Source organism: Campylobacter sp. IFREMER_LSEM_CL2151, from assembly GCF_025771725.1.
GTDB classification, from domain to species: Bacteria; Campylobacterota; Campylobacteria; order Campylobacterales; family Campylobacteraceae; genus Campylobacter_D; species Campylobacter_D lari_C.
On the sequence record NZ_JAKMQT010000001.1, the window covers coordinates 122,099 to 147,254 of the forward strand.

31 protein-coding genes are annotated in these 25,156 nt (G+C 28.4%); 21 read left to right on the plus strand and 10 right to left on the minus strand.

What is annotated here, in order from left to right; all coding sequences use genetic code 11:
* Window positions 1-66: 66 nt before the first annotated feature.
* The 4 genes from L8V82_RS00630 (at window position 67) to L8V82_RS07755 (ending at window position 3,560) form a co-directional block, all read left to right on the plus strand.
* Window positions 67-426: a CoA-binding protein gene (locus L8V82_RS00630; protein ID WP_052243414.1), complete on the plus strand. Its 360-nt coding sequence runs from the start codon at window positions 67-69 to the stop codon at window positions 424-426.
* 2 nt (window positions 427-428) lie between these two features.
* On the plus strand, window positions 429-1,640 hold the full coding sequence (ilvA, locus tag L8V82_RS00635; protein WP_012661672.1) for a threonine ammonia-lyase: 1,212 nt from the start codon (window positions 429-431) through the stop codon (window positions 1,638-1,640).
* 43 nt (window positions 1,641-1,683) lie between these two features.
* On the plus strand, window positions 1,684-2,175 hold the full coding sequence (locus L8V82_RS00640; protein WP_263723644.1) for a PAS domain-containing protein: 492 nt from the start codon (window positions 1,684-1,686) through the stop codon (window positions 2,173-2,175).
* A gap of 650 nt (window positions 2,176-2,825) precedes the next feature.
* Window positions 2,826-3,560, plus strand: a complete 735-nt coding sequence (locus L8V82_RS07755) for a methyl-accepting chemotaxis protein (protein ID WP_412175305.1) — start codon at window positions 2,826-2,828, stop codon at window positions 3,558-3,560.
* Between the two features lie 16 nt (window positions 3,561-3,576).
* Here the strand turns inward: L8V82_RS07755 and lon are convergent, their stop codons facing one another.
* Both lon and bamD read right to left on the minus strand, forming a co-directional pair.
* The gene (lon, locus tag L8V82_RS00650) at window positions 3,577-5,955 is read right to left on the minus strand and encodes an endopeptidase La (RefSeq protein WP_263723645.1); all 2,379 of its coding nucleotides are present in this window, start codon (window positions 5,953-5,955) and stop codon (window positions 3,577-3,579) included.
* Window positions 5,955-6,611 (minus strand): outer membrane protein assembly factor BamD, encoded by a 657-nt coding sequence (gene bamD / locus L8V82_RS00655; RefSeq protein WP_263663167.1) that lies wholly within the window; start codon window positions 6,609-6,611, stop codon window positions 5,955-5,957. Before bamD ends, lon begins: the two co-directional genes overlap by 1 nt.
* A 176-nt stretch (window positions 6,612-6,787) precedes the next feature.
* On the opposite strand from bamD, the gene fliW reads away from it, so the two are divergent.
* The 5 genes from fliW to L8V82_RS00680 are packed head-to-tail and all read left to right on the plus strand — an operon-like array spanning window position 6,788 to window position 9,335.
* Complete coding sequence (gene fliW / locus L8V82_RS00660) at window positions 6,788-7,183, plus strand: flagellar assembly protein FliW (protein WP_012661666.1); 396 nt, start codon at window positions 6,788-6,790, stop codon at window positions 7,181-7,183.
* Window positions 7,183-7,911 (plus strand): pyrroline-5-carboxylate reductase, encoded by a 729-nt coding sequence (locus tag L8V82_RS00665; RefSeq protein WP_039628434.1) that lies wholly within the window; start codon window positions 7,183-7,185, stop codon window positions 7,909-7,911. Before fliW ends, L8V82_RS00665 begins: the two co-directional genes overlap by 1 nt.
* Window positions 7,908-8,204: a hypothetical protein gene (locus L8V82_RS00670; protein WP_039628432.1), complete on the plus strand. Its 297-nt coding sequence runs from the start codon at window positions 7,908-7,910 to the stop codon at window positions 8,202-8,204. Before L8V82_RS00665 ends, L8V82_RS00670 begins: the two co-directional genes overlap by 4 nt.
* Entirely contained in the window at window positions 8,188-8,916 is a 729-nt protein-coding gene (locus L8V82_RS00675) for a type II secretion system protein (RefSeq protein WP_263692460.1), read from the plus strand. The genes L8V82_RS00670 and L8V82_RS00675 overlap by 17 nt, the downstream gene beginning before the upstream one ends.
* Window positions 8,913-9,335 carry a hypothetical protein gene (locus L8V82_RS00680; protein ID WP_257927458.1) on the plus strand — a complete coding sequence of 141 codons (423 nt, stop codon included), beginning with the start codon at window positions 8,913-8,915 and terminating at the stop codon, window positions 9,333-9,335. The genes L8V82_RS00675 and L8V82_RS00680 overlap by 4 nt, the downstream gene beginning before the upstream one ends.
* On the opposite strand, the gene L8V82_RS00685 is transcribed toward L8V82_RS00680, so the two are convergent.
* The 6 genes from L8V82_RS00685 to L8V82_RS00710 form a co-directional block, all read right to left on the minus strand.
* Window positions 9,317-9,958 (minus strand): MarC family protein, encoded by a 642-nt coding sequence (locus L8V82_RS00685; protein WP_047208375.1) that lies wholly within the window; start codon window positions 9,956-9,958, stop codon window positions 9,317-9,319. The genes L8V82_RS00680 and L8V82_RS00685 overlap by 19 nt on opposite strands.
* A gap of 51 nt (window positions 9,959-10,009) precedes the next feature.
* Window positions 10,010-10,270: a 30S ribosomal protein S18 gene (gene rpsR / locus L8V82_RS00690; protein ID WP_039618521.1), complete on the minus strand. Its 261-nt coding sequence runs from the start codon at window positions 10,268-10,270 to the stop codon at window positions 10,010-10,012.
* 11 nt (window positions 10,271-10,281) lie between these two features.
* Window positions 10,282-10,809 (minus strand): single-stranded DNA-binding protein, encoded by a 528-nt coding sequence (locus tag L8V82_RS00695; RefSeq protein WP_047208374.1) that lies wholly within the window; start codon window positions 10,807-10,809, stop codon window positions 10,282-10,284.
* A 3-nt stretch (window positions 10,810-10,812) separates the two neighbouring features.
* Entirely contained in the window at window positions 10,813-11,187 is a 375-nt protein-coding gene (rpsF, locus tag L8V82_RS00700; RefSeq protein ID WP_012661658.1) for a 30S ribosomal protein S6, read from the minus strand.
* Window positions 11,188-11,277: 90 nt separating this feature from the next.
* Window positions 11,278-12,243 (minus strand): DNA polymerase III subunit delta, encoded by a 966-nt coding sequence (gene holA / locus L8V82_RS00705; RefSeq protein WP_263723646.1) that lies wholly within the window; start codon window positions 12,241-12,243, stop codon window positions 11,278-11,280.
* Complete coding sequence (locus L8V82_RS00710) at window positions 12,236-14,176, minus strand: RNB domain-containing ribonuclease (RefSeq protein ID WP_047208373.1); 1,941 nt, start codon at window positions 14,174-14,176, stop codon at window positions 12,236-12,238. Before L8V82_RS00710 ends, holA begins: the two co-directional genes overlap by 8 nt.
* 107 nt (window positions 14,177-14,283) lie before the next feature.
* Here L8V82_RS00710 and ilvC point away from each other — a divergent pair, with 107 nt between their 5' ends.
* From ilvC to L8V82_RS00735, 5 genes are read left to right on the plus strand one after another with little or no spacing between them, the layout of a single operon-like run.
* A complete protein-coding gene (ilvC, locus tag L8V82_RS00715) occupies window positions 14,284-15,306 on the plus strand; it encodes a ketol-acid reductoisomerase (RefSeq protein WP_012661655.1) in 1,023 nt (340 codons plus the stop codon).
* A 1-nt stretch (window position 15,307) separates the two neighbouring features.
* Complete coding sequence (locus L8V82_RS00720; RefSeq protein ID WP_263723647.1) at window positions 15,308-16,375, plus strand: divergent polysaccharide deacetylase family protein; 1,068 nt, start codon at window positions 15,308-15,310, stop codon at window positions 16,373-16,375.
* Window positions 16,362-17,129 carry a DNA-processing protein DprA gene (locus L8V82_RS00725; protein WP_263723648.1) on the plus strand — a complete coding sequence of 256 codons (768 nt, stop codon included), beginning with the start codon at window positions 16,362-16,364 and terminating at the stop codon, window positions 17,127-17,129. Before L8V82_RS00720 ends, L8V82_RS00725 begins: the two co-directional genes overlap by 14 nt.
* On the plus strand, window positions 17,126-17,512 hold the full coding sequence (ruvX, locus tag L8V82_RS00730) for a Holliday junction resolvase RuvX (RefSeq protein ID WP_263723649.1): 387 nt from the start codon (window positions 17,126-17,128) through the stop codon (window positions 17,510-17,512). Before L8V82_RS00725 ends, ruvX begins: the two co-directional genes overlap by 4 nt.
* Window positions 17,499-18,392, plus strand: a complete 894-nt coding sequence (locus tag L8V82_RS00735; protein WP_263723650.1) for an RsmB/NOP family class I SAM-dependent RNA methyltransferase — start codon at window positions 17,499-17,501, stop codon at window positions 18,390-18,392. Before ruvX ends, L8V82_RS00735 begins: the two co-directional genes overlap by 14 nt.
* Before the next feature lie 188 nt (window positions 18,393-18,580).
* On the opposite strand, the gene rpsO is transcribed toward L8V82_RS00735, so the two are convergent.
* The gene (gene rpsO, locus L8V82_RS00740) at window positions 18,581-18,853 is read right to left on the minus strand and encodes a 30S ribosomal protein S15 (protein ID WP_039618506.1); all 273 of its coding nucleotides are present in this window, start codon (window positions 18,851-18,853) and stop codon (window positions 18,581-18,583) included.
* 185 nt (window positions 18,854-19,038) lie between these two features.
* Here rpsO and L8V82_RS00745 point away from each other — a divergent pair, with 185 nt between their 5' ends.
* The 5 genes from L8V82_RS00745 to L8V82_RS00765 are packed head-to-tail and all read left to right on the plus strand — an operon-like array spanning window position 19,039 to window position 23,503.
* A complete protein-coding gene (locus L8V82_RS00745; RefSeq protein ID WP_263695407.1) occupies window positions 19,039-19,443 on the plus strand; it encodes an Rrf2 family transcriptional regulator in 405 nt (134 codons plus the stop codon).
* Window positions 19,436-21,595, plus strand: a complete 2,160-nt coding sequence (flhA, locus tag L8V82_RS00750; protein WP_263723651.1) for a flagellar biosynthesis protein FlhA — start codon at window positions 19,436-19,438, stop codon at window positions 21,593-21,595. The genes L8V82_RS00745 and flhA overlap by 8 nt, the downstream gene beginning before the upstream one ends.
* Window positions 21,596-21,604: 9 nt before the next feature.
* Complete coding sequence (locus tag L8V82_RS00755; protein ID WP_039618500.1) at window positions 21,605-22,657, plus strand: DHH family phosphoesterase; 1,053 nt, start codon at window positions 21,605-21,607, stop codon at window positions 22,655-22,657.
* Window positions 22,641-22,877: a hypothetical protein gene (locus L8V82_RS00760; protein WP_039626390.1), complete on the plus strand. Its 237-nt coding sequence runs from the start codon at window positions 22,641-22,643 to the stop codon at window positions 22,875-22,877. Before L8V82_RS00755 ends, L8V82_RS00760 begins: the two co-directional genes overlap by 17 nt.
* Window positions 22,874-23,503 (plus strand): hypothetical protein, encoded by a 630-nt coding sequence (locus L8V82_RS00765; protein ID WP_263723652.1) that lies wholly within the window; start codon window positions 22,874-22,876, stop codon window positions 23,501-23,503. The genes L8V82_RS00760 and L8V82_RS00765 overlap by 4 nt, the downstream gene beginning before the upstream one ends.
* On the opposite strand, the gene L8V82_RS00770 is transcribed toward L8V82_RS00765, so the two are convergent.
* Entirely contained in the window at window positions 23,492-23,623 is a 132-nt protein-coding gene (locus L8V82_RS00770) for a hypothetical protein (protein WP_256374638.1), read from the minus strand. The genes L8V82_RS00765 and L8V82_RS00770 overlap by 12 nt on opposite strands.
* A 238-nt stretch (window positions 23,624-23,861) precedes the next feature.
* Here L8V82_RS00770 and L8V82_RS00775 point away from each other — a divergent pair, with 238 nt between their 5' ends.
* Together L8V82_RS00775 and grpE are read left to right on the plus strand one after the other, a co-directional pair.
* The gene (locus tag L8V82_RS00775) at window positions 23,862-24,644 is read left to right on the plus strand and encodes an HrcA family transcriptional regulator (RefSeq protein WP_263723653.1); all 783 of its coding nucleotides are present in this window, start codon (window positions 23,862-23,864) and stop codon (window positions 24,642-24,644) included.
* On the plus strand, window positions 24,641-25,150 hold the full coding sequence (grpE, locus tag L8V82_RS00780; protein WP_263723654.1) for a nucleotide exchange factor GrpE: 510 nt from the start codon (window positions 24,641-24,643) through the stop codon (window positions 25,148-25,150). The genes L8V82_RS00775 and grpE overlap by 4 nt, the downstream gene beginning before the upstream one ends.
* Window positions 25,151-25,156: the final 6 nt, after the last annotated feature.

The following is a 25,156-nucleotide window of genomic DNA, read 5'->3' on the forward strand; positions in this document are numbered from 1 at the left end:
GATTTTAGATACAATGCTTTAAAAAGGAAAAAAGCATTGTGTGATAGTTATAAAATACTAAGTACTATGAAAAATATAGCCATTATAGGACTTAGTCCTAATCAAGATAAACCTTCTCATTTTGTAAGTAAATATTTACAAGATTTAGGTTATAAAATTTATCCTATCTATCCTAAAGAAGATTTTATTTTAAATGAAAGAGTTTATAGAAACTTAAAAGAAATCCCTTTTGAAGTTGATACGGTTGTAATGTTTAGAAAAGCAAGTTTTGCAAATGAAATTTTTGAAGATCTTTTGAGTAAAAAGATTAAAAATTTTTGGATGCAACTTGGCATTATCAATGAAGAAATAATGCAAAAATGTAAAAAATATGGTATAAATTGCGTTCAAGATCGTTGCATTAAAATAGAACTACAAAAAGGATAATCATGGTTGAATTAAATAAAATTTATCAAGCAAAACAAAAAATCGCAGATTTTGTATTAAAAACCCCTTTTGTGCATTCTTCTTTTTTGAGTGAGTTTTTAGAAACTGATGTTTTTTTAAAATGTGAAAATTTGCAAAAAACAGGTGCTTATAAAATCAGAGGAGCTTATAATACAATAGCTAATTTAACTAAAGAACAAAAACAAGCAGGTGTAATAGCTGCAAGTGCAGGAAATCACGCACAAGGAGTAGCAATTAGTGCTAAAAAATTTGGTATAGAAGCTGTGATTGTTATGCCTGAAGCTACGCCTTTGTTAAAAGTAAGTGCGACTAAGAATTTAGGTGCAAAAGTGATTTTAAAAGGGGATAATTTTGACGAGGCTTATGCTTATGCACTAAATTATGCTAAAGAACATCATTTAAATTTTATTCATCCTTTTGAAAATGAAAGTATTATAGCAGGGCAGGGCACTTTAATGCTTGAAATGCTTGATGAAATAAGTGATTTGGATATGATTTTAGCTCCAGTTGGCGGGGGAGGTTTGATTAGTGGAGTGGCAAGTGCTGCTAAGCAAATTAATCCTGCTATAAAAGTCATTGGAGTGAGTGCTAAGGGAGCTCCTGCGATGTATGAGAGTTTTAAAAGCAAAAAAATGATTAATTCAAAAGCTGTTAGAACTATAGCTGATGGTATAGCAGTGCGTGATGTGAATAAAATTAATTTTGATATTATTCTTGAATGTGTTGATGATTTTATTCAAGTTGATGATGAAGAAATAGCTAATGCAGTATTGTATTTACTTGAAAAGCATAAAATTACAGTCGAAGGAGCAGGAGCATCAGCAGTTGCCGCACTTTTGCATAAAAAAATAGATTTGAAAAACCATAAAAAAATCGGAGTGATTTTAAGTGGTGGAAATATCGATGTGCAAATGCTAAATATCATTATAGAAAAAGGTTTATTTAAAGCTTTTAGAAAAATGCTTATTAATGTTACTTTGATTGATAAGCCGGGTGCTTTGAGTGCTTTAAGTGATGCTATTAAAGAAGCTCAAGCAAATATAGTTAAAATTGATTATGATAGATTTTCAACTAAGCTTGAGTATGGCGATGCGATGATTTCAATCACTCTAGAAACTAAAGGAAAGGAGCATCAAGAATTAGTTAGAAAGATACTTTATGATAAAGGTTTTAATTTTAATGAAATTTTATGATAAATGAAATATAATATTTTGTAAATAAATAATAAGGAAAAAAATGTCGCAAGAAAAAATTTTAGAGCCAGATACACTAATAACCTCTAAAACAGATTTAAAAGGGGATATTATTTATGCTAATGATGACTTTTTAAAATACGCAGGTTATAAAATGGAGGAAATTCTATATAAACCTCATAATATAGTGCGTCATCCTGATATGCCAAGAACGGTTTTTAAGTGTTTGTGGGATTATATACAAGATGGAAAAGAAATTTTTGCCTTTGTGAAAAATAAAACCAAACAAAATGATTATTATTGGGTTTTTACTAATGTTACAGCCTCATTTGATGATCAAGGAAATATTATAAATTATTATTCAGTAAGAAGAAAACCTAAAAGAGAAGCTATACCGACCATAGAGCAAGTTTATAAAATTCTTTTAGAAACAGAAAAAAGCGGTGGAATAAAAGCTGGTGTAGAAGAACTTGTCAAAATAGTTAATTCTTATGGTATGAGTTATAATCAACTAATCTTAGAGCTTCAAAAATAGTGAGGTGGATGATGAAAAAAATAATATATAGTGGAATTATTTTAAATGTTTTGGCAATACTTTGTGCTTTATATTTTAAAGAATATTTTTCAGTAGGATTTTTTGCGCTTTTGTTGTTAGTATTTATTTTTGGTGCTTATTTAGAAAATTCCAATGAACAATTTGTGGATAAAATTTTAAATTTAAGTAAAGAATTAAAAAATGGAAACTTTGATGGACGTGTAGTTTATATTAAGTGTAGCGACAAAAAACTTAAACAAATTGCTGATAATCTTAACAATACCATAGATGGCTTAGAGGCTTATTTGAGAGAAATTAATACTTCTATTGCTTGCTCACAAAAAGGGGAGTATTTTAGAAGAGCTATTCCTGAGGGATTGAAAGGGATTTTTGTTCATAATATTAAATTCATCAATAAAGCATTAGATGATATAGAAAAAACAGGAAAGTCTGTTTTTAAAAATGCTTTATCAAGAAAATTAATGGATTTAAGTTTAAATAATCAAAATCAAAATTTGATTAATGTTTCTAATGCTTTGAATAATAATATAAAACTAATGAGGGAAGTTTTTGGAGATATTAAGGTTATCTCAGATACCGCACAAAAAAATGGAAAAGAAGTTGATGAACTAAAATCTTCAGTGGATATGATGATGGAGGTTGCTGAAGAAAGTAAAGGCGTGATTAATACTTTTGTTTCAAATTCTCAAAATATTAATTCTATTGTAGGTGTAATTAGAGATATAGCAGATCAAACAAATTTGCTTGCCTTAAATGCAGCTATTGAAGCTGCACGTGCAGGAGAGCATGGAAGAGGTTTTGCGGTAGTTGCAGATGAGGTAAGACAACTTGCTGAAAAAACACAAAAAGCAACCGGCGAGATTACCTTGGCAATTCAAGTAATGAATCAAGAGATTGGCTCTATACAAGAAAATAGTGAAAAAGTTTATGATATTGCTAATTCTTCGGATACTAAAATTTTAGATTTTAGCAAAGCATTTAAAGAGCTTGAAGATAAAAGCTTGCATTTAGGAAGAGAATTTGTGGGTTTTGCTTCTAATTTAACTCTTTCTGCTATGAAGATAGATCATATTTTATATAAATCTGATGTGTATTTAACACTTAATGGATCACAAGAAAAACTTCAAAACTTAGATCCTATTTCTACTTTATGTAAAGATGAAGATGCTCAAAGTGTATTTTGCTCGCTTGTTTCGCCTAAGGAATTAGATATTAAACGTGAGTTGATACAAAATAAAGCTAATACCGCGGTTGAACTTTCTAAAAATGAAAATATTGATAAAGATACATATGATGCAATAGTTTGTGATATACAAGAGTTAGAAAAAGAAAGTAAAGCTATTATGGATAAACTAGAAGCTTAATGAGCTTCTAGTTTTTTTAAACAAGAGCTATTTTTAATACTTCATTTAAAGTTTTTACCCCAATTATTTTCATATTTTTTATTACTTCCTCTGGGATATCTTTTAAATCTCTTTCGTAGTTTTTATGTGGAATAATAGCCGTTTTAATATCAGCTTTATAAGCAGCAATTAATTTTTCTTTTAAACCACCTATTGGTAAAACATTACCCATTAGGTCAATCTCTCCTGTCATTGCAACATCAGATCTTACTTTTTTGTCACTAAAAATAGAGGCAATGGCTGTAGTGATTGTTATACCTGCACTTGGCCCATCTTTTGGTGTTGCACCATCTGGAACATGAATATGAAGATTGTATTGATTGTAAATGCTTTCATCTTTTTTATAAAAAAGATTTTTTGGTGTTTTGATTTGTTCTTCATCAATTAAATTTTTAATAAGACTTTGAGCAATTTTTGCTGATTCTTTCATCACATCACCCAAACTTCCTGTAAGAGTTAACTCGCCTTTGCCTTTGATTTTAATAGCTTCTATTTTTAAAACATCACCACCCACTGCAGTCCATGCAAGTCCATTTACTTGACCGATTTTATTTTCTTTTTCATGTTTTTCTATTTCAAAGACTTTTTTGTTTAAAAAATCTTTTAAATTTTCAGTATTGATTTGAATGTGTTTAGTATTTTCTTCTAAAAGAAGTTTTTTAACACATTTTCTACAAACTTCTGCAACTTTTCTTCTTAAATTTCTTACACCTGATTCTCTGGTATATTCACTGACTATTAATTCTATAGCTTCATCATCAAAACTAATTTCTTTTTCTTTTAGTCCATGTTTTTTTATTTCATCAGGTATGAGATAGTTTTTAGCTATTTGGAATTTTTCTTGAGGAGTGTAAGAGCTAAGCTCTATAAATTCCATTCTATCTTTTAAAGCAGGTGGGATTAAACTAGCATCATTTGCAGTAGCTATGAAAATAATTTTACTTAAATCAATGTTGAAATTTAGGTAATAATCTCTAAATTTAGTATTTTGCTCAGGATCTAAGATTTCAAGTAAAACTGCACTTGGATCTCCTCTATGATTGCGACTTAGTTTATCAATCTCATCAAGCACTACTACAGGATTACTTTGTTTAGCTTCTATAAGTCCTTGTATAATGCGTCCTGGCATAGCTCCTATATAGGTTCTTCTATGCCCTCTTAATTCATTCACATCTTCTAAACCGCCTAAAGCTATGCGTACTAATTCTCTTTTTAATGCTTTTGCGACTGAATTTGCCAAAGAAGTCTTACCAACACCTGGAGGTCCAACTAAACACAAGATAACTTTTGCACCATCTCTATCTTTAATTTTGCGTTTTTCTAAAAGCTCTTTTACTGCAAAATATTCTTCAATACGTTCTTTTGGTTTTTCTAATGCATAATGATCGCTGTTAAGCTGTAAAGACACATCTTTTAGATTAAGCTTTTTCTTTGAAGAGTGTTCAAAAGGTATGTCTAAAACCGTTTCTATGTAAGTTTGCACCATAGAGGCTTCTGAGTTATCTTGATGAATTCTTTCATATTTTTGAATTTGTTTTTTGATTTCTTTATAAGCTTCTTCATACATAAAAGCTTTTTTCTTTTCTAATTTTTTATTATATTCTTCTACTTCGCTTTCTTTTTGTATATCACTTCCAAGCTCTCTTTGAATTTGCTTGAGCTGTTCTTTTAGGAAATATTCTTTATTGACTTTATCTATTTTAGAATGAACTTTGTTTTTGATTTCTTTTTGAATTTTATTTGCTTCAATTTCTTTAGCTAAATAATCAATTAAATTTAAAAGCTTGGTTTCTAAATTAGTTTCGATGAAAAATTCATACGCTTGTTGTTTTTTGATTTTAATGGAATTTAGTATTAAATCACAAATTCTACCAGGCTCGACATCTTCTTCTATGGTTCTTAAAAGATCGGGTGGAAAATAATGACTCACAGTAGATAAAGCTTTAGCTTTTTCTCTTACTACTTCGATGATTGCTTCTTTTTTTGTGCTGCATAATGGTTCTTGGTGGATTAAATCAACTAGAGCAAGTAAGGGGTCATCTGAAATTTTTTCAACTATCTTAGCTTTGGCATAACCTTGAAATAAAATTTTAATTCTACCATCAGGCAATGGAACTTTTCTCATAATGGTTCCAATAACCCCACAATCATAAATTTCATCAAAACCACGTCCACCTTCAATCTTAGATGGTGCTACAAAAATCATGCTTTCATTTTGTAAAGCAGTATCTAAGGCTTTGATATTTTGCATATCATTTAAAAAAATTGGTGTTATCATAAAAGGGTATAAAAAAAGCTCATCTTCCACAAGAACAGGAAGTTTTGTTGGATAGTTTTGAGTATTTTCTAATTTCATTACATTATACCTTCTTCAAATATTTTTCTATACCATGGAAGTTCTGGTTTAATCATATCGATTTTATTAAAATCGGAATTTTCTATTTTTTGCTTATAAATCTCATAGCTTTGCTCTCTATTTTTTTTATGATATAACTCTGCTATGCTGGTATCAAGATAAAAAACTGCAAGATTAAATTTAGTAAGCATGGTGTCAATTAAATCATTATATTGCACATTAGGATAGCTTTGATTGTATTCTTTGATTTCTTCTATTGTTTTTAACATTAGTGCTTGATTACGATTTGGAACAGCAAAAGAGTCAAATTTGGCTTTGATTTTTAAATATCTTATATAAGCTACATTTTGTGAATCACCAAATTTATTTAAGTATTCATCAAGATAAAAATTTGCCATTTCATACTCTTCTTCACTAATGTGAGCTTGAGCCAATATAAGCAAAGTCTGTTCTAATAATGGATCAGCTATATGTTCAGCTGCCATTGAAGTATAATGTTTATCAGCTGCTTCAAGATTTTTTTCTTGTAAATCTTTTATAATTTGTTGATACCATTCCATAGAGCTTAGATTATATAAATCTTCAGCTTTTTTTGAGCTACATGCTCCTAAAAATAAACCTGCGATAATAAGCGAAAAAATAAAAAGTTTTTTCATGATGTTACCTTATAAATTTATATAGTTTATAATTATAGTGTTTTTATGTTTATGAAAATGTTAATTTTTAAATTAAAATTATAATCAAAAAGTTTTAATTAGCACAATTGAAAAAGTTGGAACTAAAATTGCTTTATGAGTTGTAATTTCTTAGTCAATAGATTTTAGGAGGCAAAATGAACTTAGAAGTTAAATGTCCTATTTTGGGGTTTGAAGATACCAAAAATATGAACTTTTACAAAATAGATGAAGTTTTTTATAGACTTAAAAGCCTTGATGGTAAAGATTTTTCTTTTGTAATGATTGATCCTTATATGATCCGTCCTGATTATGATTTTGAAGTACCTGATTATTATCAAGAATTATTAGCTTTAAATGAACAAACTAATTTTGGTGTATTTGTTATAGTGGCTATTAATGAGCCATTAGAAGAATCTACTGTGAATTTTTTAGCACCTGTTGTGATGAATTATGATAATAATTCTTTAGTGCAAGTGATTTTAGATACAAGTAAATATCCTAATTATTTTCAATCTGAAAAGATTTCAGCTTTTATTAAACAAACAAAATAATGTCTGAAATTTATATTTTAGGAAATGGTGCTATGGCAAGTGCTATAGCTAAAGGTTTAAAAGATACTTATAAAGTAGTTATTGTTGCTAGAGATTTAAAAAAAGCTAGTAGTTTAAATTTAGAAGTTTTATCTTATGAAGAATTTGATTTAGAAGATAAAAATGTTATTTTAGCATTTAAACCTTATGCTTTAGAAGAAGTAGCTGTTAAATTAAAAGGCAAGGCAAGATGGCTTATTTCAGTTTTAGCAAATACTACTTTTGAGCAACTTCATTGTGTTAATGCGCAAAATTATATAAAAATCATGCCAAATACAGCAGCTGAATTTAAAGCCTCAGCGACTGCGTATTTGATGGAAAATGATTCATATAAAGATGAAATTTTATCTTTGTTAAATACTTTTGGTAAAGCCATAAGTTTGCAAAATGAAAAAGAATTTGATGTGGCTATGGTTTTAAGTGGGTGTGCTCCTGCGTTTTTGGCTTTGGTAGCAGAAAGTTTAGCAAATGCAGGTGTTAAAAATGGTTTAAAAAATGAGCTTAGCTATGAGCTTACTCGCGCTTGTTTTGAAAGCTTTAGTGCTTTGTTTAACCATACACATCCTGCTATTATCAAAGAAAAAATTTGTTCTCCAGCAGGGGTAACTATAAGAGGAGTTGAGGCTTTAGAAAAAAGAGCTTTGCGCGGTACTTTTTTTGAAGCTTTTAATGCAAGTTTAAACAAATGAAGCAAGCTTTTAGTCTCCTAGAGCTTGCTTTTTGTATTGTAATTTTATCTTTTGTTTTTGGATCTTATTATCTTATATTTGCAAATAAATCTTTAAATGTTATATGGCAAAATCAAATCCTTTTTAATGAAGAAAAAGAGTTATTTATGCAAAATCCTTCATATAAAGCAAAAGAAGTAAATATAAATACTTATAACTTTTTAGAATACACTAGTGATGAGTTTAAACTCAAATCTTTAAAAGTAAAAGATTTATCCTATAAAGAAGCTTTTATAGATGAAAAAAGCTTTTAGTTTATTAGAGCTTGCGCTAAGCATTGTTATCTTGGGTGTATTGATTGCTATCTTAAGCAATCCGGCTATACATCTTTATAATCATAGTTATAAAATTAAAAATTCCAACACAGTATTTTTAAATTTAAACCAAACTTTGCTTAGTATGGAAAAAATTTATCACTCTTGTTTAAATGCGACATTGACAAGTAGTTCTTTTGAGTGCTATATGAGTGCAAATGATGATATTTTTTATGATTTATCATTAAAAAAATTAAACTTTAGTGGCATTATTTTAGAAAACAATGAAAGTTTTTTTAGTCCAAAAAGCAATTTACATTTTATAGAAAATGAAAGTTCTAAAGGAATTTTAAGTAATTATAAAGATATGCATAGTGAAAAAAAGTTAAAAATATATGCTAATGATTATATGTATTTTTATGATATACAAAATTCAAAAATTTATAAAGCACTAGTTAGTGATAGAGAGAAAATCCATTTTAATAGTGAGAAATTTAGTGGATTTTATACTATTTTATATGCTTATGTTAGAGTATATTTAGAAAATGAAAATATTTATATGCAAATAGATGATTTAAATCATAACAAACGATCTTTTTTACTAGCTCAAAATATTTCAAGGCTTATTTTCAAGCAAGATGATAAGACGCTAAAAGTTCTAATATGCGATAAAAGTCAAAATGAATGTTTATCAAAGTGGATGTTTTTATGAAAAAATCGTTTGCTATGGTTTATACAATATCTTTTATTTTATTTATCTCTTTTGTTATGGCATTTGTAATAAAAATTTCTTCATATTCTCCAAGAATTATGAAAGATTTAACTCTTTATACCCAAGGGAAGATTTTACTTCATGATGCAAAAGAGCTTTCTAAATATTTTTTATATCAAGCCTATTTAGAGGGTAAAGAATGCTTAAATGAATATAATTTTGAATATAATAATATAAAAATACGAATTGATTATGCCTATCCTTTGGGTGAGTGTAAAGGATATAAATTGATAGCAAATGATGCTAATGCAAAAAGCATTATAGCGGTAAATATTAGCGTGTTATTAAATGACAATAAAGCAGTAAATGAAGAAGTGTTTTTACAAAAAAGTTTTTTTGTTTATCCTAAATTAGATTGAATGTAAGTTTGAATTCCAATGGCTATCATTTTTACTCCCATAGCCATAATAAAAACTAAAGCAATACGTGAAAAAACATAAAGCACAAGTTTTCCTATGACTTTTTCAATGGTAGCTGAAAAGTGGAATAAAACAAAAATAAAAGCAAAGGTAAGTAGTACAGAAGCTATAGCTATAGCTAAATTTTGATCTTCTGAAATAACCACTATCGTTGAAAGTGTTCCAGGACCTACTAGCATAGGAAATGCCATTGGGACTATACTTTTTTTCAATAATTCTTTATGACTTAATCCTTGATAATGTTGAAATTGAGAACTTGATGGAGTAAAAAGTAAGTTTTTAGTGCTCATAATGATTAAAATCAAACCACCTGCAACTCGTAAATCATTAATATCTATTTTAAATAAATATTTCATGATAAATGGCCCAGAAAGTAAAAAAACTAAAACAATACAAAATGCAGTATAAATGATATTTCTAAAAAGTTTTTTTCTTGTATCAGCATCTAAGCCCTCAGTCATTGCGAGAAATTGAGGAAGATTTCCAAAAGGATTTAAAACTGCTATAATAGCAACAGAAGCAAGTAAGATAACATAAATTTCAGATTCTATATCTGAAAACATAAAACAACCTTTTATTTTCCCAAGCTAAAAAGCTTGGGTTTGATTTAATAATTATAGTCCCTCAAAAGGATTAGTAACAACTTCTTTTCTATCTACGATGTAAGGGATAAGTGCTACATGTCTTGCGCGTTTAATAGCAACTTCAACCATTTCTTGGTGTTTTTTGCTAGTGCCTGTTAAACGGCGTGGCATAATTTTAAATCTTTCTGATAAAGCATGTTTTAATAATGCTGTATCTTTATAGTCAATGAAATCAACTTTAGCTTCAGTATATTTGCAATATTTACGTGAATATTTTCTTTTTTCTGCCATGATTTTTTCCTTTAAAATGGTAATTCTGTATCATCATCATATTTATCAATATCAATTTCCTTCATAGGGGGTTCTTTTTGAGGATTTTGATAAGTATTAGATGGGTTTGTTCTAGTTTGTACTTGAGCATAAGGATCAAAACTTTGTTGTTGGTTAAAATTTTGATTATAACCATAATTTTGATTGTCAAAATTGTTTTGTTGGTTATTTTGCACAGTTGAACCTAACATTTCTAAATTCTCAACTTGAATACTGTGTTTTGATCTATTTTGTCCATTTTGATCGCTCCACTGCTCAAATCTCAAACGACCTTCAATTAAAACTTTACTACCTTTGTTAAGGTATTGATTAGCAATCTCTGCTGTTCTACCAAAAAAACTAATGTCGATAAAGCAGGTTTCTTCTCTTTTTTCTCCTGTATTTGTGCTAAATCTTCTTGTTACAGCTATAGCAGAAGAGCCTATCGCGCTACCTGATGGAGCATAGCGCATCTCTATATCCCTTGTAAGATTACCTACTAAAACGACTTTATTAAACATTAATTAGCCTTCTGTACTTTCACTAGCTTTGATTTCTTTTTTATTTTGTTTGATACCTTTGCTTAGTTTTTCCCAAGCCGCAATTTCTTTTTTATTTTCATATTTTACGATTAAAAATCTAATTACTTCTTCAGTGATTCTTAATACCCTTTCAAGCTCTGCTATTAAATTTGTAGGAGCTTTGAAATAAATCACAAAATAAGTTCCTCTTTCGTATTTTTTAATTTTGTACGCAAGTTTTCTTGTTCCCATTGGAACTACGCTTTCAATTTCTGCGCCATTTTTTGTAAGGACTTCTTTTACGAATTCCAACTTAGCACTTACTTCTTCTTCTGTAAGTGTCGGTTTTAATATGAATAAAACTTCATAATGTCTCATTTAATTTCTCCTTATGGATATAAAGCCTAAAATTTTTAGGCAAGGATTTGCATAAAATGCAAATTTTATTTTACCATAAGTTTTCTTAATTTAACTTTTCAATATGGAGCTAAGTTGTAAAAGTGTTGCGATTAAAAATTCTTTTTTTTCTATTTTAGAATTCTTTTTTAATTCATATTCGCAATTACAAAGTGTCAAAAAGATATGTTTATATTGTGATATTTTGATCATAAGAGCTTGTTTTTGAAGATTTTGTGCCACAGAAATAGGCGGGGCATAGCCTAAAATTTCTTTTAAGTCTAAATTTCCATAAATTTTAACATGTAATGCAATTTTAAAAAGTCTAGAAAAATTTGCATATAAGGCATTAATCAATGCTATTTCATTATAATTCTCTAAAATATTTTCAAGTTCGTTTCTTAAATCTTGTTTTTGCATTAATTTATCAAAAAAACTTTCAAAACTAATAGTACTTAAACTATAACAATGCTCTTGAATGATTTTTTCATCGATATTTAAACCATTAAATTTATTTAACTCATTAGCTGCTAAATATAAATTTTCATTAAAATTATAAAAAAGAGTATAAAGGGCATTTTGAGTGATGTTAATATTTAACTCTTTAGCTTTTAAAGCTAGTAATTCCATGCCCTCCTTAGCTGAATTTACCTTATAAAATCTACAAAAATTATTAGCAAAAATCTTCTCCGCTTCACTTTGTTTGGAGCTTTCATCATAAATTTCAAGTAAAAAATAATTATCTTGCGAATTTTGACAAAGCTGTAAAAGTTGCTTGAGCTCTTTACTTGAGATTTTCTTTTGAGTTTTGATTTCTAGCAGTTTTCTCTCGCTAAATAAGGAAGCACTAGATAAATAATCATAAGCTTGCTTAAAATCATATTCTTCAAAATAAAATCTTAAACTCTCATCAAAAGAGTATTTGTCTTTAATAAATTTAGCATAAAGTTCTATTTGGAAATTATCCGCACCATAAAGCAAGAAATAATTAGGAAAACTATTACCATTAAGCAAGCTTTGGAGTTGATTTTTATACATTTTGGTTTCTTTCTAAGCTAAAATGCTTGGTGATTTTGCCAAAAATTTTAGCACTAACAATATCTACTTCAGTGATTTCTACTTCTACATTTTCTAATAAATTTGCCCTTGAACCTATGATGGTAATCAAAGCTCCTTTAATTTCATCATTTAATTTTACTTGCAATGAACTTTGATTTTCTACTACCAAAGCCTTAAATCTTTTTCCTATATTTTCTTTTGCCCATCTTGCAAATTTTCTATCCATGAAATGCCAAGCAACTTTATCTGCCTCTCTTTCTAGTAAGCTTAATTCCTCACAAGTGCTTTGTATATTTAAAAGCAAATAATTAAACATTTTTTCATCATTGTTGATTTTGGCTTTTAAAAGTCTATGTAAAATAAGATCAGAATATCTTCTAATAGGGCTTGTAAAATGGGTATATTTATCAAAACCCAAGCCAAAATGTCCCGCATTTTCACTAGAATATTCTGCCTTTTTTTGCGCTTTGATGATGAGCTTATCTACTTCTTCTCTTATATTTAGCTCATTTGCTAAGACTTGAATGTCTTTAAATAATTCTATGACATTATTTTTAGGATTGATATCTATACTAAGTGTTGAAAGATCAGCTAGCAATTGATCTATTTTTTTATAATCAGGACTTAAGTGATTTCTAAAAACTCCTATATCAATGAGTTTTGCTGCAGCTTTATTAGCTAAAAGCATGCAATCTTCGATTAAATTATGTGAGGCTGTGTCATTTTCAAGGCGTGTTTTTATGAGTTTGTTATTTTCATCTAAAGTCATTCTTAGCTCTTGGGTTTTAAACTCACAAGCATTTTTTAGACGTTTTTTACGTAAATTTTGAGTGATTTTAAAAACTTCATAAAGCCAATTAATCGCACCTAAATCTTCTTGCGTTTGTAAATACTCATCAACTTCATCATAATTAAAACGGCGTTTTGAGTTGATAATAGCCTCAAAAAGCTCTTCTTTAATCACTTCATTGTTTTGATCTAAACTTATTTTAAAACAAAATGCTAACCTATCTTCATTAGGTTTTAGTGAGCAAATATTTTCACTCAAAGCTCTTGGCAACATAGGTATGGCAATATGAGGAAAATAAATCGAAAAGCCTCTTGATCTTGCTTCTTTATCAATGGCGCTATAAGCATGCACATAAGCACTTACATCAGCTATGGCTATATAAATGGCATGTTCATTTTTATCATAATAAATTGCATCATCAAAATCTTTTGCATCAATTGGATCAATGGTGCAAAAATTTAAATTTCTAAGATCTTTTCTTGATGGATACATACTTACATCAACTTTATCTCCATAAGCTTTTGCTTCATTTTCACATAAATTATCAAAAATTGCATTTTTATTAAAAAGTGCTAAGGAAATTTTTTCATCCACAAAATCATCATCAATATGCCCTATCACTTCGGTGATATTATTATCATGATTTTCTATTTTTAAAATAGTTCCTAAAGGCAGGGCTTTTAAAGATTTTTGAGAGGCTTTTAAGGCACATGTAAGCCCTGTTTGAATATTTACTCCAAGGACTGCTTCGCCGTATTTTTTAGTCATAACCAAAGATGTTTCATGGGCTCTTTTAAGTATTAAAATAACTTTAGCACTTGGACGCTTTTTTTTAAGAGGGAGTAATTTTGCCACAACTATATCAGCATAATTTGCTCCTTTTAAATTTTTATTTTCTATGAGCAAATCACGCTTAAAAGCAGGATCAAAACTTTCTAAAAATCCCGTTCCATTAACAGAAATATCAATCTTACCAAAAGTAAAGCCATCTTTTAAATAGTATTTGTTTTTATAAAATTTAATAATATCACAAGTTAATAATTCTCTAATGATTTGCTTGTTTTTATTGGTAATTTCATTAGCATTTAGACCATAACTTAGTTGATTAAATAATTCTTTCATAAGACTCTTTATAGTAATTTTTCAAAACTTAAATTTTATCATAAAAGGATTAAATTTATATTTTTTAGTTATAATCTTTGCTTTAATTTTAATTTTAGGAGTGCATAATGGCTGTATCAATTTATTATGATAAAGATTGTGATATTAATTTAATAAAATCAAAAAAAGTAGCTATTATAGGTTTTGGCTCTCAAGGTCATGCTCATGCTATGAATTTAAGAGATAGTGGTGTAGAAGTGATCATAGGCTTAAAAGAGGGCGGACAAAGTTGGGCAAAAGCTCAAAAAGCAAATTTTATAGTAAAAAGCGTAAAAGAAGCTACTAAAGAAGCAGATTTGATTATGATTTTAGCTCCTGATGAAATTCAAAGTGAAATTTTTAATGAAGAAATTAAACCTGAATTAAAGGCAGGTAAAACTCTAGCATTTGCACATGGATTTAATATCCATTATGGACAGATTGTTGCTCCAAAAGGCATAGATGTGATTATGATAGCTCCTAAAGCTCCTGGTCATACTGTAAGACATGAATTTAGTATAGGTGGGGGTACTCCTTGTTTAATTGCTATTCACCAAGATGAGAGTAAAAATGCTAAAAATTTAGCTTTAAGTTATGCTAGTGCTATAGGTGGTGGTAGAACAGGTATTATAGAAACGACTTTTAAAGCTGAAACTGAAACAGATTTATTTGGTGAGCAAGCAGTGCTTTGTGGAGGACTTAGTGCTTTAATCCAAGCTGGTTTTGAAACCTTAGTTGAAGCAGGATATGAGCCTGAAATGGCGTATTTTGAGTGTTTACATGAAATGAAATTAATTGTAGATTTGATTTATCAAGGTGGTATTGCTGATATGAGATATTCTGTTTCTAATACAGCTGAATATGGAGATTATATCACAGGACCTAAGATTATTACCAAAGAAACTAAAGAGGCTATGAAAGGTGTTTTAAAAGATATACAAAATGGAAGTTTTGCTAAAGATTTTATCTTAGAAAGAAGAGCAAATTTTGCAAGAATGCACGCAGAGCGTAAATTAATGAATGATTCTTTGATAGAAAAAACAGGACGCGAACTTCGCGCTATGATGCCTTGGATTAGCGCTAAAAAATTAGTTGATAAAGATAAAAACTAATTTGAAAACTATAAATAAAAAATACAAAGTGCTTCTAGCACTTTGTCTTATTGTGTTTGGAATTTTTCTTTTTGCATTTGGAGCTTTGTTTTTAAAAAAAGAAGAAAATAAAACCTTAGACTATAATCAAACCATAGTTAAAAAAGAACCATTACCACCTACAAAAGAGCAAGAAAATAATTTTAGTTTTAATGATATAAATTTGACTTTAGAAAATGAAAAATTAGAATTTTTAGATAAAAATATTAGTGAAATTTTAAATTTAAACCCTGTAAATACAGAGTTAAATCAAACTAAAGAGGATAATCAAACTTTAATTTTAGAAGTAATAGATCAAAATACAAGTAAAGAATTAATCAATAAAGAGCAAAATATATCAGATAAAAACGAGAATAATAAAACTCAAATCCTAGTGCAAAAAAATAGCAAACCTCGTCTAGCAATTATTATAGATGATATGGCAAGTCACACTCATGTAGATATGCTTAAAAAAACAAATTTAAAATTAATCCCATCTTTTTTTCCACCTGATAAACGCCATCCTTATACAGCTGAGTTCGCAAAGGATTTTGACTTTTTTATGGTGCATTTGCCCCTTGCTGCTATAAAATATGACAAGGCAGAATTAAACACTTTACACCCTAGCGATGATATGCAAAAAATAAGCAAACGCGTAGCTTTTGTAAAAGAGCAATTTCCAAAAGTAAAATTTATTAACAACCACACAGGAAGTTTATTTACTGCAAATAAGCAGGCTATGGAAAAATTATTTAGCGCCTTTAAACAAAATGATTTTATTTTTGTAGATTCAAGAACTATAGGAAATTCTAAAGCTAAAATTTTAGTAAGTCATTTTGAACAACCTTATATAGCTAGAGATGTTTTTTTGGATAATGAAGATGATATAGCATATATTAAAAACCAACTCAGACAAGCAGTAGAAGAGGCAAAAAAGAAAGGTTTTGCTATTGCTATTGGTCATCCAAGAGAAAAGACTTTTAAGGCTTTGGTGCAAAGTAAAGATTTGTTAAATTCAGTTGAGCTTGTGTATTTAAATGAAATTTATTGAGAATATTGAAGATTTTAAAAATCTTTTAAATCCGCCTTCAAAGATTTATTATAAAGGCAATTTAGAGCTTTTAAATGCTAGAAAAGTGGCTGTTGTAGGTTCTAGAAAAATGAGTGTTTATACTAAAAATTGTCTTGTTGAATTGGTGACTTTGCTAAAAAAAGCTAAGGTTTGTGTAGTAAGTGGCGGGGCTTTGGGAGTGGATATCCAAGCAGCTAAAATAGCTTATCCTCAAACCATAGCTATATTTGCTAATGGGCTTGATGAGATTTATCCAAAAGCAAACACAAATGAAATTTTAAATATTTATGAAAATGCTTTGGCTTTAAGTGAAAATGAAGGTAATTACAAGGCAAAACCTTATGATTTTTTATTAAGAAATAGACTTATTATTGCCTTAAGTGAGGTTGTTATAATAGCTCAAGCTGATTTAAAAAGTGGTTCTATGCAAAGTGCAAGACTTGCTTTAAGTATGAATAAACCTATATATGTATTACCTCATAGGAAAAATGAAAGCGAAGGAACAAATTTGCTTTTAGCCACAAAAAAGGCAAAATTAATTCATGATTTTGATGAATTTGTAAAAATGTTTGGAGAGCCTTATCAAGAGCAAAGCGAAGATGATTTATTAAGTTTTTTAAAGCATGAAGATGATTTAGAAAAAGTTTTAAAAAAATTTGGCGATAGAGTTTATGAGTATGAACTTGAGGGTTTGGTAGAAATATCTGGAGTAAAAATAAGAGCTTGCTTATGAAAACTTTAGCATTAGATATAGGTTTAAAACGTATTGGTGTTGCACTGTGTATTAATAAAAGTATAGCTATGCCACTTGAAGCTATTATTAGAAAAAATCGCAATCAAGCAGCAAATGAGGTAAAAAAATATATCAAAGAGTATGATATCAATATTTTAGTAGTAGGAATTCCTTTAGGTGGATCTAGTGAAGATGAAATGCGAAAAAGGATAGAACATTTCATATCTTTACTTGATTTTGACAAAGAAATTTTTTTTGTTGATGAGAGTTTTAGTTCTAAAAATGCACAAGAGCTTGGCATGGTAAATTTAAAGAAAAAAGATGGCAAACTTGATTCATTAGCTGCGTATTTATTTTTAAAGGATTTTTATGGCCTTACTTGATTTAAATACAGCTTTAGATGAAATTTATACAAAAGAACAAAAAGAACAAATCCTTCGAAGTTTTAATCAAGAAAAATATGTCAATATTTTTAGAAATTCCTTGCTTATTGATAATGAAAAACTAGAAGAAATTTTAAATAATGAAAATATAAAATTTGAAAAAATTGATCTGAATTGTTATAAAATTCCAAGTATTTTCAAAAGCAAATTAAGTTCACTGAAAGCTTTTGATGAGGGTAAGTTTTATATACAAAATTATTCTTCATACTTGTGCGCTAAAACTTTGGGTGTTAAAGCTGGTGAGAGTGTGCTAGATATGTGTGCAGCTCCTGGTGGAAAAAGCTTAAATTTAGCTAATTTTATGCAAAATGAGGGTTATTTAGCAAGTTGTGAATTATCTAAAACACGTTTTTTTACCTTAAAAAAAACTATGGAAAATTATCAAGTTAAAATTGTAAAATGCTTCTTAAAAGACGCACGTACTATAGGTAAAGCTTGTCCTTTGAAATTTGATAAAATTTTACTTGATGCACCTTGCTCAACTTTTGCAAAAATGGGTTTTGAAATACAAAAAAATACAAAAGAAATTAAGCAGATAGCAAATTTACAAAAAAAGCTTTTGCATTCAGCATTACTAGCTTTAAAACATGGTGGAGAATTAGTGTATAGCACTTGTACATTTTTAAGAGAAGAAAATGAAGCAGTTTTAGAAAATGCATTAAGAAATGAAAATTTTAAATTAGAATTGCTTGATTTTGATTTAGCTAATGTTAATTTTATTTACTCAAAAAGTGATGAATTTGATTTATCATTTGCCAAAAGAGTTTTGCCAGATGACTATGCAGATGGGTTTTTTATAGCAAAAGTGAAAAAACTTTAAAAATCAATAAATTTAAATGTGAAAAATATTTTTATTCATAAAACTTAAAGTGCTATTTTTAGGTGCTTAGAAGCTAAAATCACATTGTGAAACTCTTGTGAATAAAATATCAAAATTTTGAAAGCTTAAATTAAAGTAGTAGTAAATAAATATAATAAAAAATATATAAAGATAAATAAGCACGAGGCTTATTTATCTCTTAAGTTTAATTCGCTGATTAATTTAGTGTAAGCTTGATAATCTTTTCTTTTTAGATAAGATAAAAGTCTTTTTCTTTGACCAACAAGCTTTAAAAGACCTAAACGAGAAGAAAAATCTTTTTTGTAGATTTTTAAGTGTTCTGTTAAATCTGAAATTCTTGCACTTAAAAGTGCGATTTGAACTTCTGGAGAACCTGTATCTCCTTCTTTTCTAGCAAATTTTGCAACTATTTCTGCTTTTTTAGCCGAATCTAAAGCCATAATAGACCTCCTGAGCGGTATTTAAAATAAAAAGTGCAATTATAACTAAAAAAACAAAAAAAATGCTGAAATTTAAAAAATAAGAAATTTAATATTTAACAACACATATTTTTGATATAATTAAAATTTTTATTTAAAGTTAAAAATAGATATTGTTTATTAATATTTCAATGAAAAGGAAAAAAGTGTTATTTACCAAAGCTAGCGAATATGCTTTATTGTCTTTAATTCATATAGCGAAATCCCAAGAACCACAAGATGTAGATACTATGTCAAGTGTTTTAGATATACCAAAAAGTTTTTTAGCAAAAATTTTACAAGCACTTGCCAAAGACGCACTTTTGAAATCTTATAAGGGTGCTAAAGGTGGATTTATGCTTGTTAAAAAGCCAAGTGAATATACTTTAAAAGAAATTATTAATAGTGTAGAGAAAAAATCTATTAATGTTTTTGAGTGTAGCAATGGAATTTGTCCTTCTCAAAAAGAAGATAATTGTAAAATTATGCCTATTTTGGTGAAACTTCAAAATAAAATCGATGATTTTTTAGTTTCTATTACTTTAGAGGATATTATTCAAAATAATGGCTAAAAGAGATATTTTTAGCTTAGTGTTGCCTTGGGTTGCTCCACTTGTTGCACCTATTTTAAAGGCAAAAAGCTTAACTATAGTAGCTGTAATTATTGCAATTTTAGCTATTATTATAGTACCTTTACCAAGTATAGTTTTAGACTTTTTTCTTGCTTTAAGTATAGCAATTTCGGTTTTAATTATTTTAATTTCTTTATATATACCAAAACCTACGGATTTAACAACTTTTCCAACTATGATTTTAATTATCACGCTTTTTAGACTTTCACTTAATATAGCTACAACGCGTATGATTTTGAGTGAGGGTCATCAAGGACCAGCTGCTGTTAGTGATATAGTGGCAAGTTTTGGTGAATTTGTTGTTGGCGGTAATTATGTTATAGGTATGGTTGTTTTTTGTATTTTGGTTTTGATTAATTTTATGGTTGTAACTAAAGGTAGTACAAGGGTTTCTGAGGTTCAAGCAAGATTTACTCTTGATGCAATGCCAGGTAAACAAATGGCTATTGATGCGGATTTAAATGCAGGTTTGATTGATGAAAAAACTGCACGTGCAAGACGTCAAGAAATCATAGCTGAGGCAAATTTTTATGGAGCAATGGATGGTTCTTCTAAATTTATAAAAGGAGACGCTGTTGCTGGGATTATCATTACTATTGTAAATTTAATTGGTGGCTTTATGATAGGTTATTTTCAGCATGATATGGAGCTTGGAGAATGTGCCTCAACTTATACTATATTAACAATAGGTGATGGACTTGTTTCTCAAATTCCTGGACTTATAACTTCAACAGCAACTGCTATCATTATCACGCGTGCTAGTAAAGATGAGGATAATTTTGCTGAAGGTTCTATTAATCAGCTTTTGGGAGAATATAAAACACTACTAATTGTAGGTTTTGTTTTATTTATTTTTGCTTTAGTACCTGGTTTACCACATTTTTCTTTGGGTTTTATGGCTTTAGTATTTTTGGGTCTTGGTTATATGATAAAGCAAGTGCAAGAGGGTAAAATTCAAATCAACGCAATTTCGGCTAAAAAATCCCAAGAAGCTGATGAGCAAGAGCAAGCTAAACCTCAAAAACGCAGCGAAGAAGAAATTTTAAGAGAAGAAGAAAATAAAATCACAGATATTTTAAAATTAGAAATTTTAGAATTAGAATTAGGCTATGGACTTATTAAGTTAGCAGAAAGTGAATTAACAGAGCGTATTAGATCAACAAGACGCAATATAGCTCAAAGTTTAGGCTTTTTAATGCCAAAAATTAGAATTAGAGATAATTTACAATTAAAGCCTAATGAATATACTTTTAAACTCAAAGGTGTGGGTATAGCTAGTGCTGAAATTTATCCTGATAAATATCTAGCTATGGATAGTGGTTTTATAACTGAACCTATCGAAGGTATAGCTACTAAAGAACCTGCTTTTAATTCTGATGCTTTGTGGATAGAATCATCTTTAAAAGATGAGGCAACGTTAAATGGTTATATTGTAATTGATCCAGCAAGTGTGATTTCAACCCATATGAGTGAGCTTATAAAAGCTAATGCTTCAGAGCTTTTAACTAAACAAGAGGTTCAAAATTTATTGGATAAAATTAAAAATGATTATCCTATCGTGGTAGATGATTGTTTAAGAGTTGCTAGTATAGGTTTAATCCAAAAAGTTTTAAAAGCTTTACTTAAAGAACATATTCCTATTAAAGATATGCTTACAATTTTAGAATCAATTAGTGATATAGCTGAAGTAAGTAAGAGTTTGGATATGATTATTGAGCATGTAAGGGCTTCTTTAGCAAGAGCAATTACAAATTTATATGTGGATGAAAAAGGACAAATTAGCTTTTATATTTTTGATGCTGCTGCGGCTGCAAAATTAATGGAGCATGTGCAGTTTAAAGATGGTTCGTATCATTTAATGATAAATGTAGCTCAAACCGGCGCTTTAGTAGAAGCTTTAAAAGCTGAACTTACAAGTGTGGCAAATACAAGAATTAAACCTTTCTTGCTTTGTGTTGAGCCACAACTTAGAAAATTTATCGCTGATATTTGTTCTAATTTTGGTATTAATATTACGGTTTTAAGTTTTGCTGAGATTGCAGAAAATACCAAATTTGAAACAGAAGGCATCATAAAAGTTGATAATTTATAAAGGAAAAATATGAAAATTTATCATCTTTCACATACCGATTTAGATGGTTATGCTTGTCAGTATGTGCTAGATTTTTATTTTAAGAATTGTTATTTTTATAATTCTAATTATGGTAAAGAGATTAATGAAAATTTTAATGTGATTTTTAAAAATATAGAGGAAGATTTAAAGCAAAATCCTAATGAAGAATTTGTGATTTTAATCACGGATTTAAATTTAACTTTAAGTCAATGTGAAGATTTTCAAAAAGCTATAGAAGGTAAAAAAATCAAACTTTTACTTTTAGATCATCATCAAAGTGGCTTAGAATGTATGCAAAAATATCCTTGGTATTTTTTAGATGATAAAAGATGTGCCACTAAGATTGTTTATGATTTTTTTAGTAAATGTTATGGTGAAAATAAGGCTTTGTCAGAATTTGTAGATGTGGTAAATGCAGTAGATATTTGGTTGAGTGAAGATGAGAATTTTGAACTTGGAAAAGTACTGCTTGGTATGGTTTCTGGAGCAAAAGAAATCAATAGGGTAATGTTTGCACAAGAAAATATCAAATATCTTTTTTATCTTTTTGATGTTTGTAGAAAATACATTCATCAAAAAAATGCTCATATTAATTTAGATGATGATTTGCATGGCTTAAAAAAATCTTTTTTTAAAAAAGAAAATGATGATACCTTAAGCAATTTAATTTCAAAATTTGTGGTAGAAAGACTAAGTGTAAATAAAGAAAAATTTAGTGTATTTTATAAAGGAAGTAAAGGTTTATTAACTTCAAATATAGGCAATACTTCCGTAATTGGAAATGATTTTTTAATGCAAAATCCTGATTTTGATTTTTTTGTTGATCTTAGTTCGAGAAAAACCTTAAGTTTTAGAGCAAATAATAAAATCGATGTGAGTTTGATGGCTAAAAGTTTGGTCAATGGGGGAGGGCATAAAAATGCTAGCGGTGGATTGTTTGCTGCGTATAAAGATAGCTCTAATTATGATTTCATAAAAGCACAATTTGTAGATTTAATTAAAAGCAAAGAATTAAAGGAAAATAATGAAAACAAATCATGATTTTAAAGAAGAAATAGAAAATTTACAATATGAATTAAGCATAGTTTTAGAGGCAATGCTTTTGTTTGCTGGGGTAAAAAGAGCAAAATTAGAAAAAGCAATTGGACTTTATATTGATTGTATTGATGAGGTTTGTCAAAATACTCAAAAAGAAGGAGTTGATGAGATCTTAGAAGTAGTAGAGTACTTAAAAAATCATCATAAAGATTTATTTGAATGAAAATTTTATTATTGCTTTTTGCGGGAATTTTTTCTTATGCAAATATTTATGAGGATCTAAGTGATTTTGCTTACAATAAACAAAACACGCTAAATTTAAGCTCAAGTCAAGCTTTATTTTTAGAATACAAACAAAACAAACAAGCTTGTGTGGATATAGTGCTTGCTAAAAATAAGGCTTTCGTGGTTAAAATTTATCCACTGTGTGAAAATTTAAATGAAAAAAGTCTAAATGAATACTTAAATACGCAATTTATAAGTTTATATGCTAAAGATTTATCAAAACTAAGAAAAGAAATTGCTGATATTAAAAATATTATGCGTGATTTTATGATTTATTATACCTTACATAAATCTTTCGCAAATGAAATTAAGAAAATGAGTAAAAATGATAAATTACAAGCATATAAACTAGATGAGAAAAAAGGTGGAAAAATTCTTTATAAGGTTAATAATCAAGCTTGTGTAGTTTTTGATTTGTATTTAGATGAAAATTTGCAAGCTAGTATGCAAGTAAGCGGAATGGAAAATTTGGATAAAACTTGCATGGAGTTAATCTCATCCCCTGATTTTAAAGATTTATCCTTCACAAAAGAGGGTATGAGAAAATATAAATTAAAAAACTAATCTAAAAAATCTTAAATAATATAATTTTAAAATTCTACTCAAAGCCATTTTTTTTCTTTCTATATTGGAAAACACATAAGCTTCAAGATCTTGCTTTTCTCTTAAAGTAAGATTTTTCATTATTATAAACCTTTTAAAAAATATTGCTAGACGCAATTATATTATCTTTTCTTTTAAAAAAACTGAAAAAGAAATTTTTATATATTATATATAAATGGCTAAATAAACTTTAGTTATATAGACTAAATAATTTTAAATATTTTTATTTAAAAATAACTTGACATTATTATACTAAAGTTGTATAATTATTTTGTCACTTAAAAACATTGAGTGCTAAAATAAAAAATAAGGTTTTATGGTGAAGTCTTATAGCAAAAAAGATTTAATTTTAAAAACCATCATTGAGACCTATCTAGAGGGTAATAATCCTGTAGGTTCTAATGAGTTAAATCATAAAGTTAGCATACCTGCTTCTACTATAAGAGTTTATTTTAAAAAATTAAGTGATGAAGGTGTATTAACACAACTTCATATTAGCAGTGGTCGCATACCAACTTTTAGTGCTATGAAAACTTATTGGTATGAGCAACTTTGCGAAAATGAGATTGTAATTAATGATCTTGCATTGTTAGAGTTTTTGCTTGATAAGTTTGAAATTTATACCTTAGTTTATGGTGGTGATGAGCTTATTTTACAAGATATTACTAAGGTTAATGATAAATTTATCATACTTGATTTTGGACAAAATGAGTTGGTTTTAAGATTTAGTCAAGATAGTTTAATTTTCTTACAAAGACTTATAGGACTTGATCTAAAAAGTATTGAAAATTTAGCTTTTAGAGTTGAGTTTAAAGAGTTATTGGAAAAAATAACTATGCTAAAAGAAGCTATGGTTTATTATAGATATAATGAGAGTAAAGCTTATCAAATTTATCAAAATGATGAATTTGCTAAGCTTTTATCTCCTCAAATTGGATTTTATTTTAATGATAAATTGCAATTTGATCCTTTATTTGAAGAGGGTTTTATGGGGTTAAAGCTTAAGAGTACATTTTTAGGTAAAGAATCTAATGTGGTTTTTGCCGGTAGTGTGTATTCTGATTTTAAAACAATGTTAAATATTATAAAGGAGGCTGCGTGAGCGAAGAAAAGCAAAATGAACAAATGCAAGAAGAAGCAGTGGAAAATTCAGAAAGTCAAAACAATGAATTAGAAAAACTTCAAGCAGAGTATAATGAGTTAAAAGATACTTATTTAAGAGCAAATGCTGAATTTGAAAATATCAAAAAAAGAATGGAAAAAGAAAAAATTTCAGCAACAATTTATGCAAATGAAAGTTTTGCAAAAGATTTGCTTGATGTAGTTGATGCATTAGAGGCGGCTATTAATGTAGAAGCTAATGATGAAATAAGTTTGAAAATCAAAGAAGGGGTTCAAAACACTTTAGACTTGCTTTTGAAAAAACTTGAAAAACATATGGTTAAAGTTATAGAAGCAAATGGTGAGTTTGATCCAAATTTGCATGAAGCGATGTTTCATGTTGAAAGCGCTGATCATGAAAGCAATCATATTGTCCAGCTTTTACAAAAGGGCTATATGATGAATGATAGAGTGATTAGATCAGCAAAAGTTAGTGTTGCAAAATAAAATTTA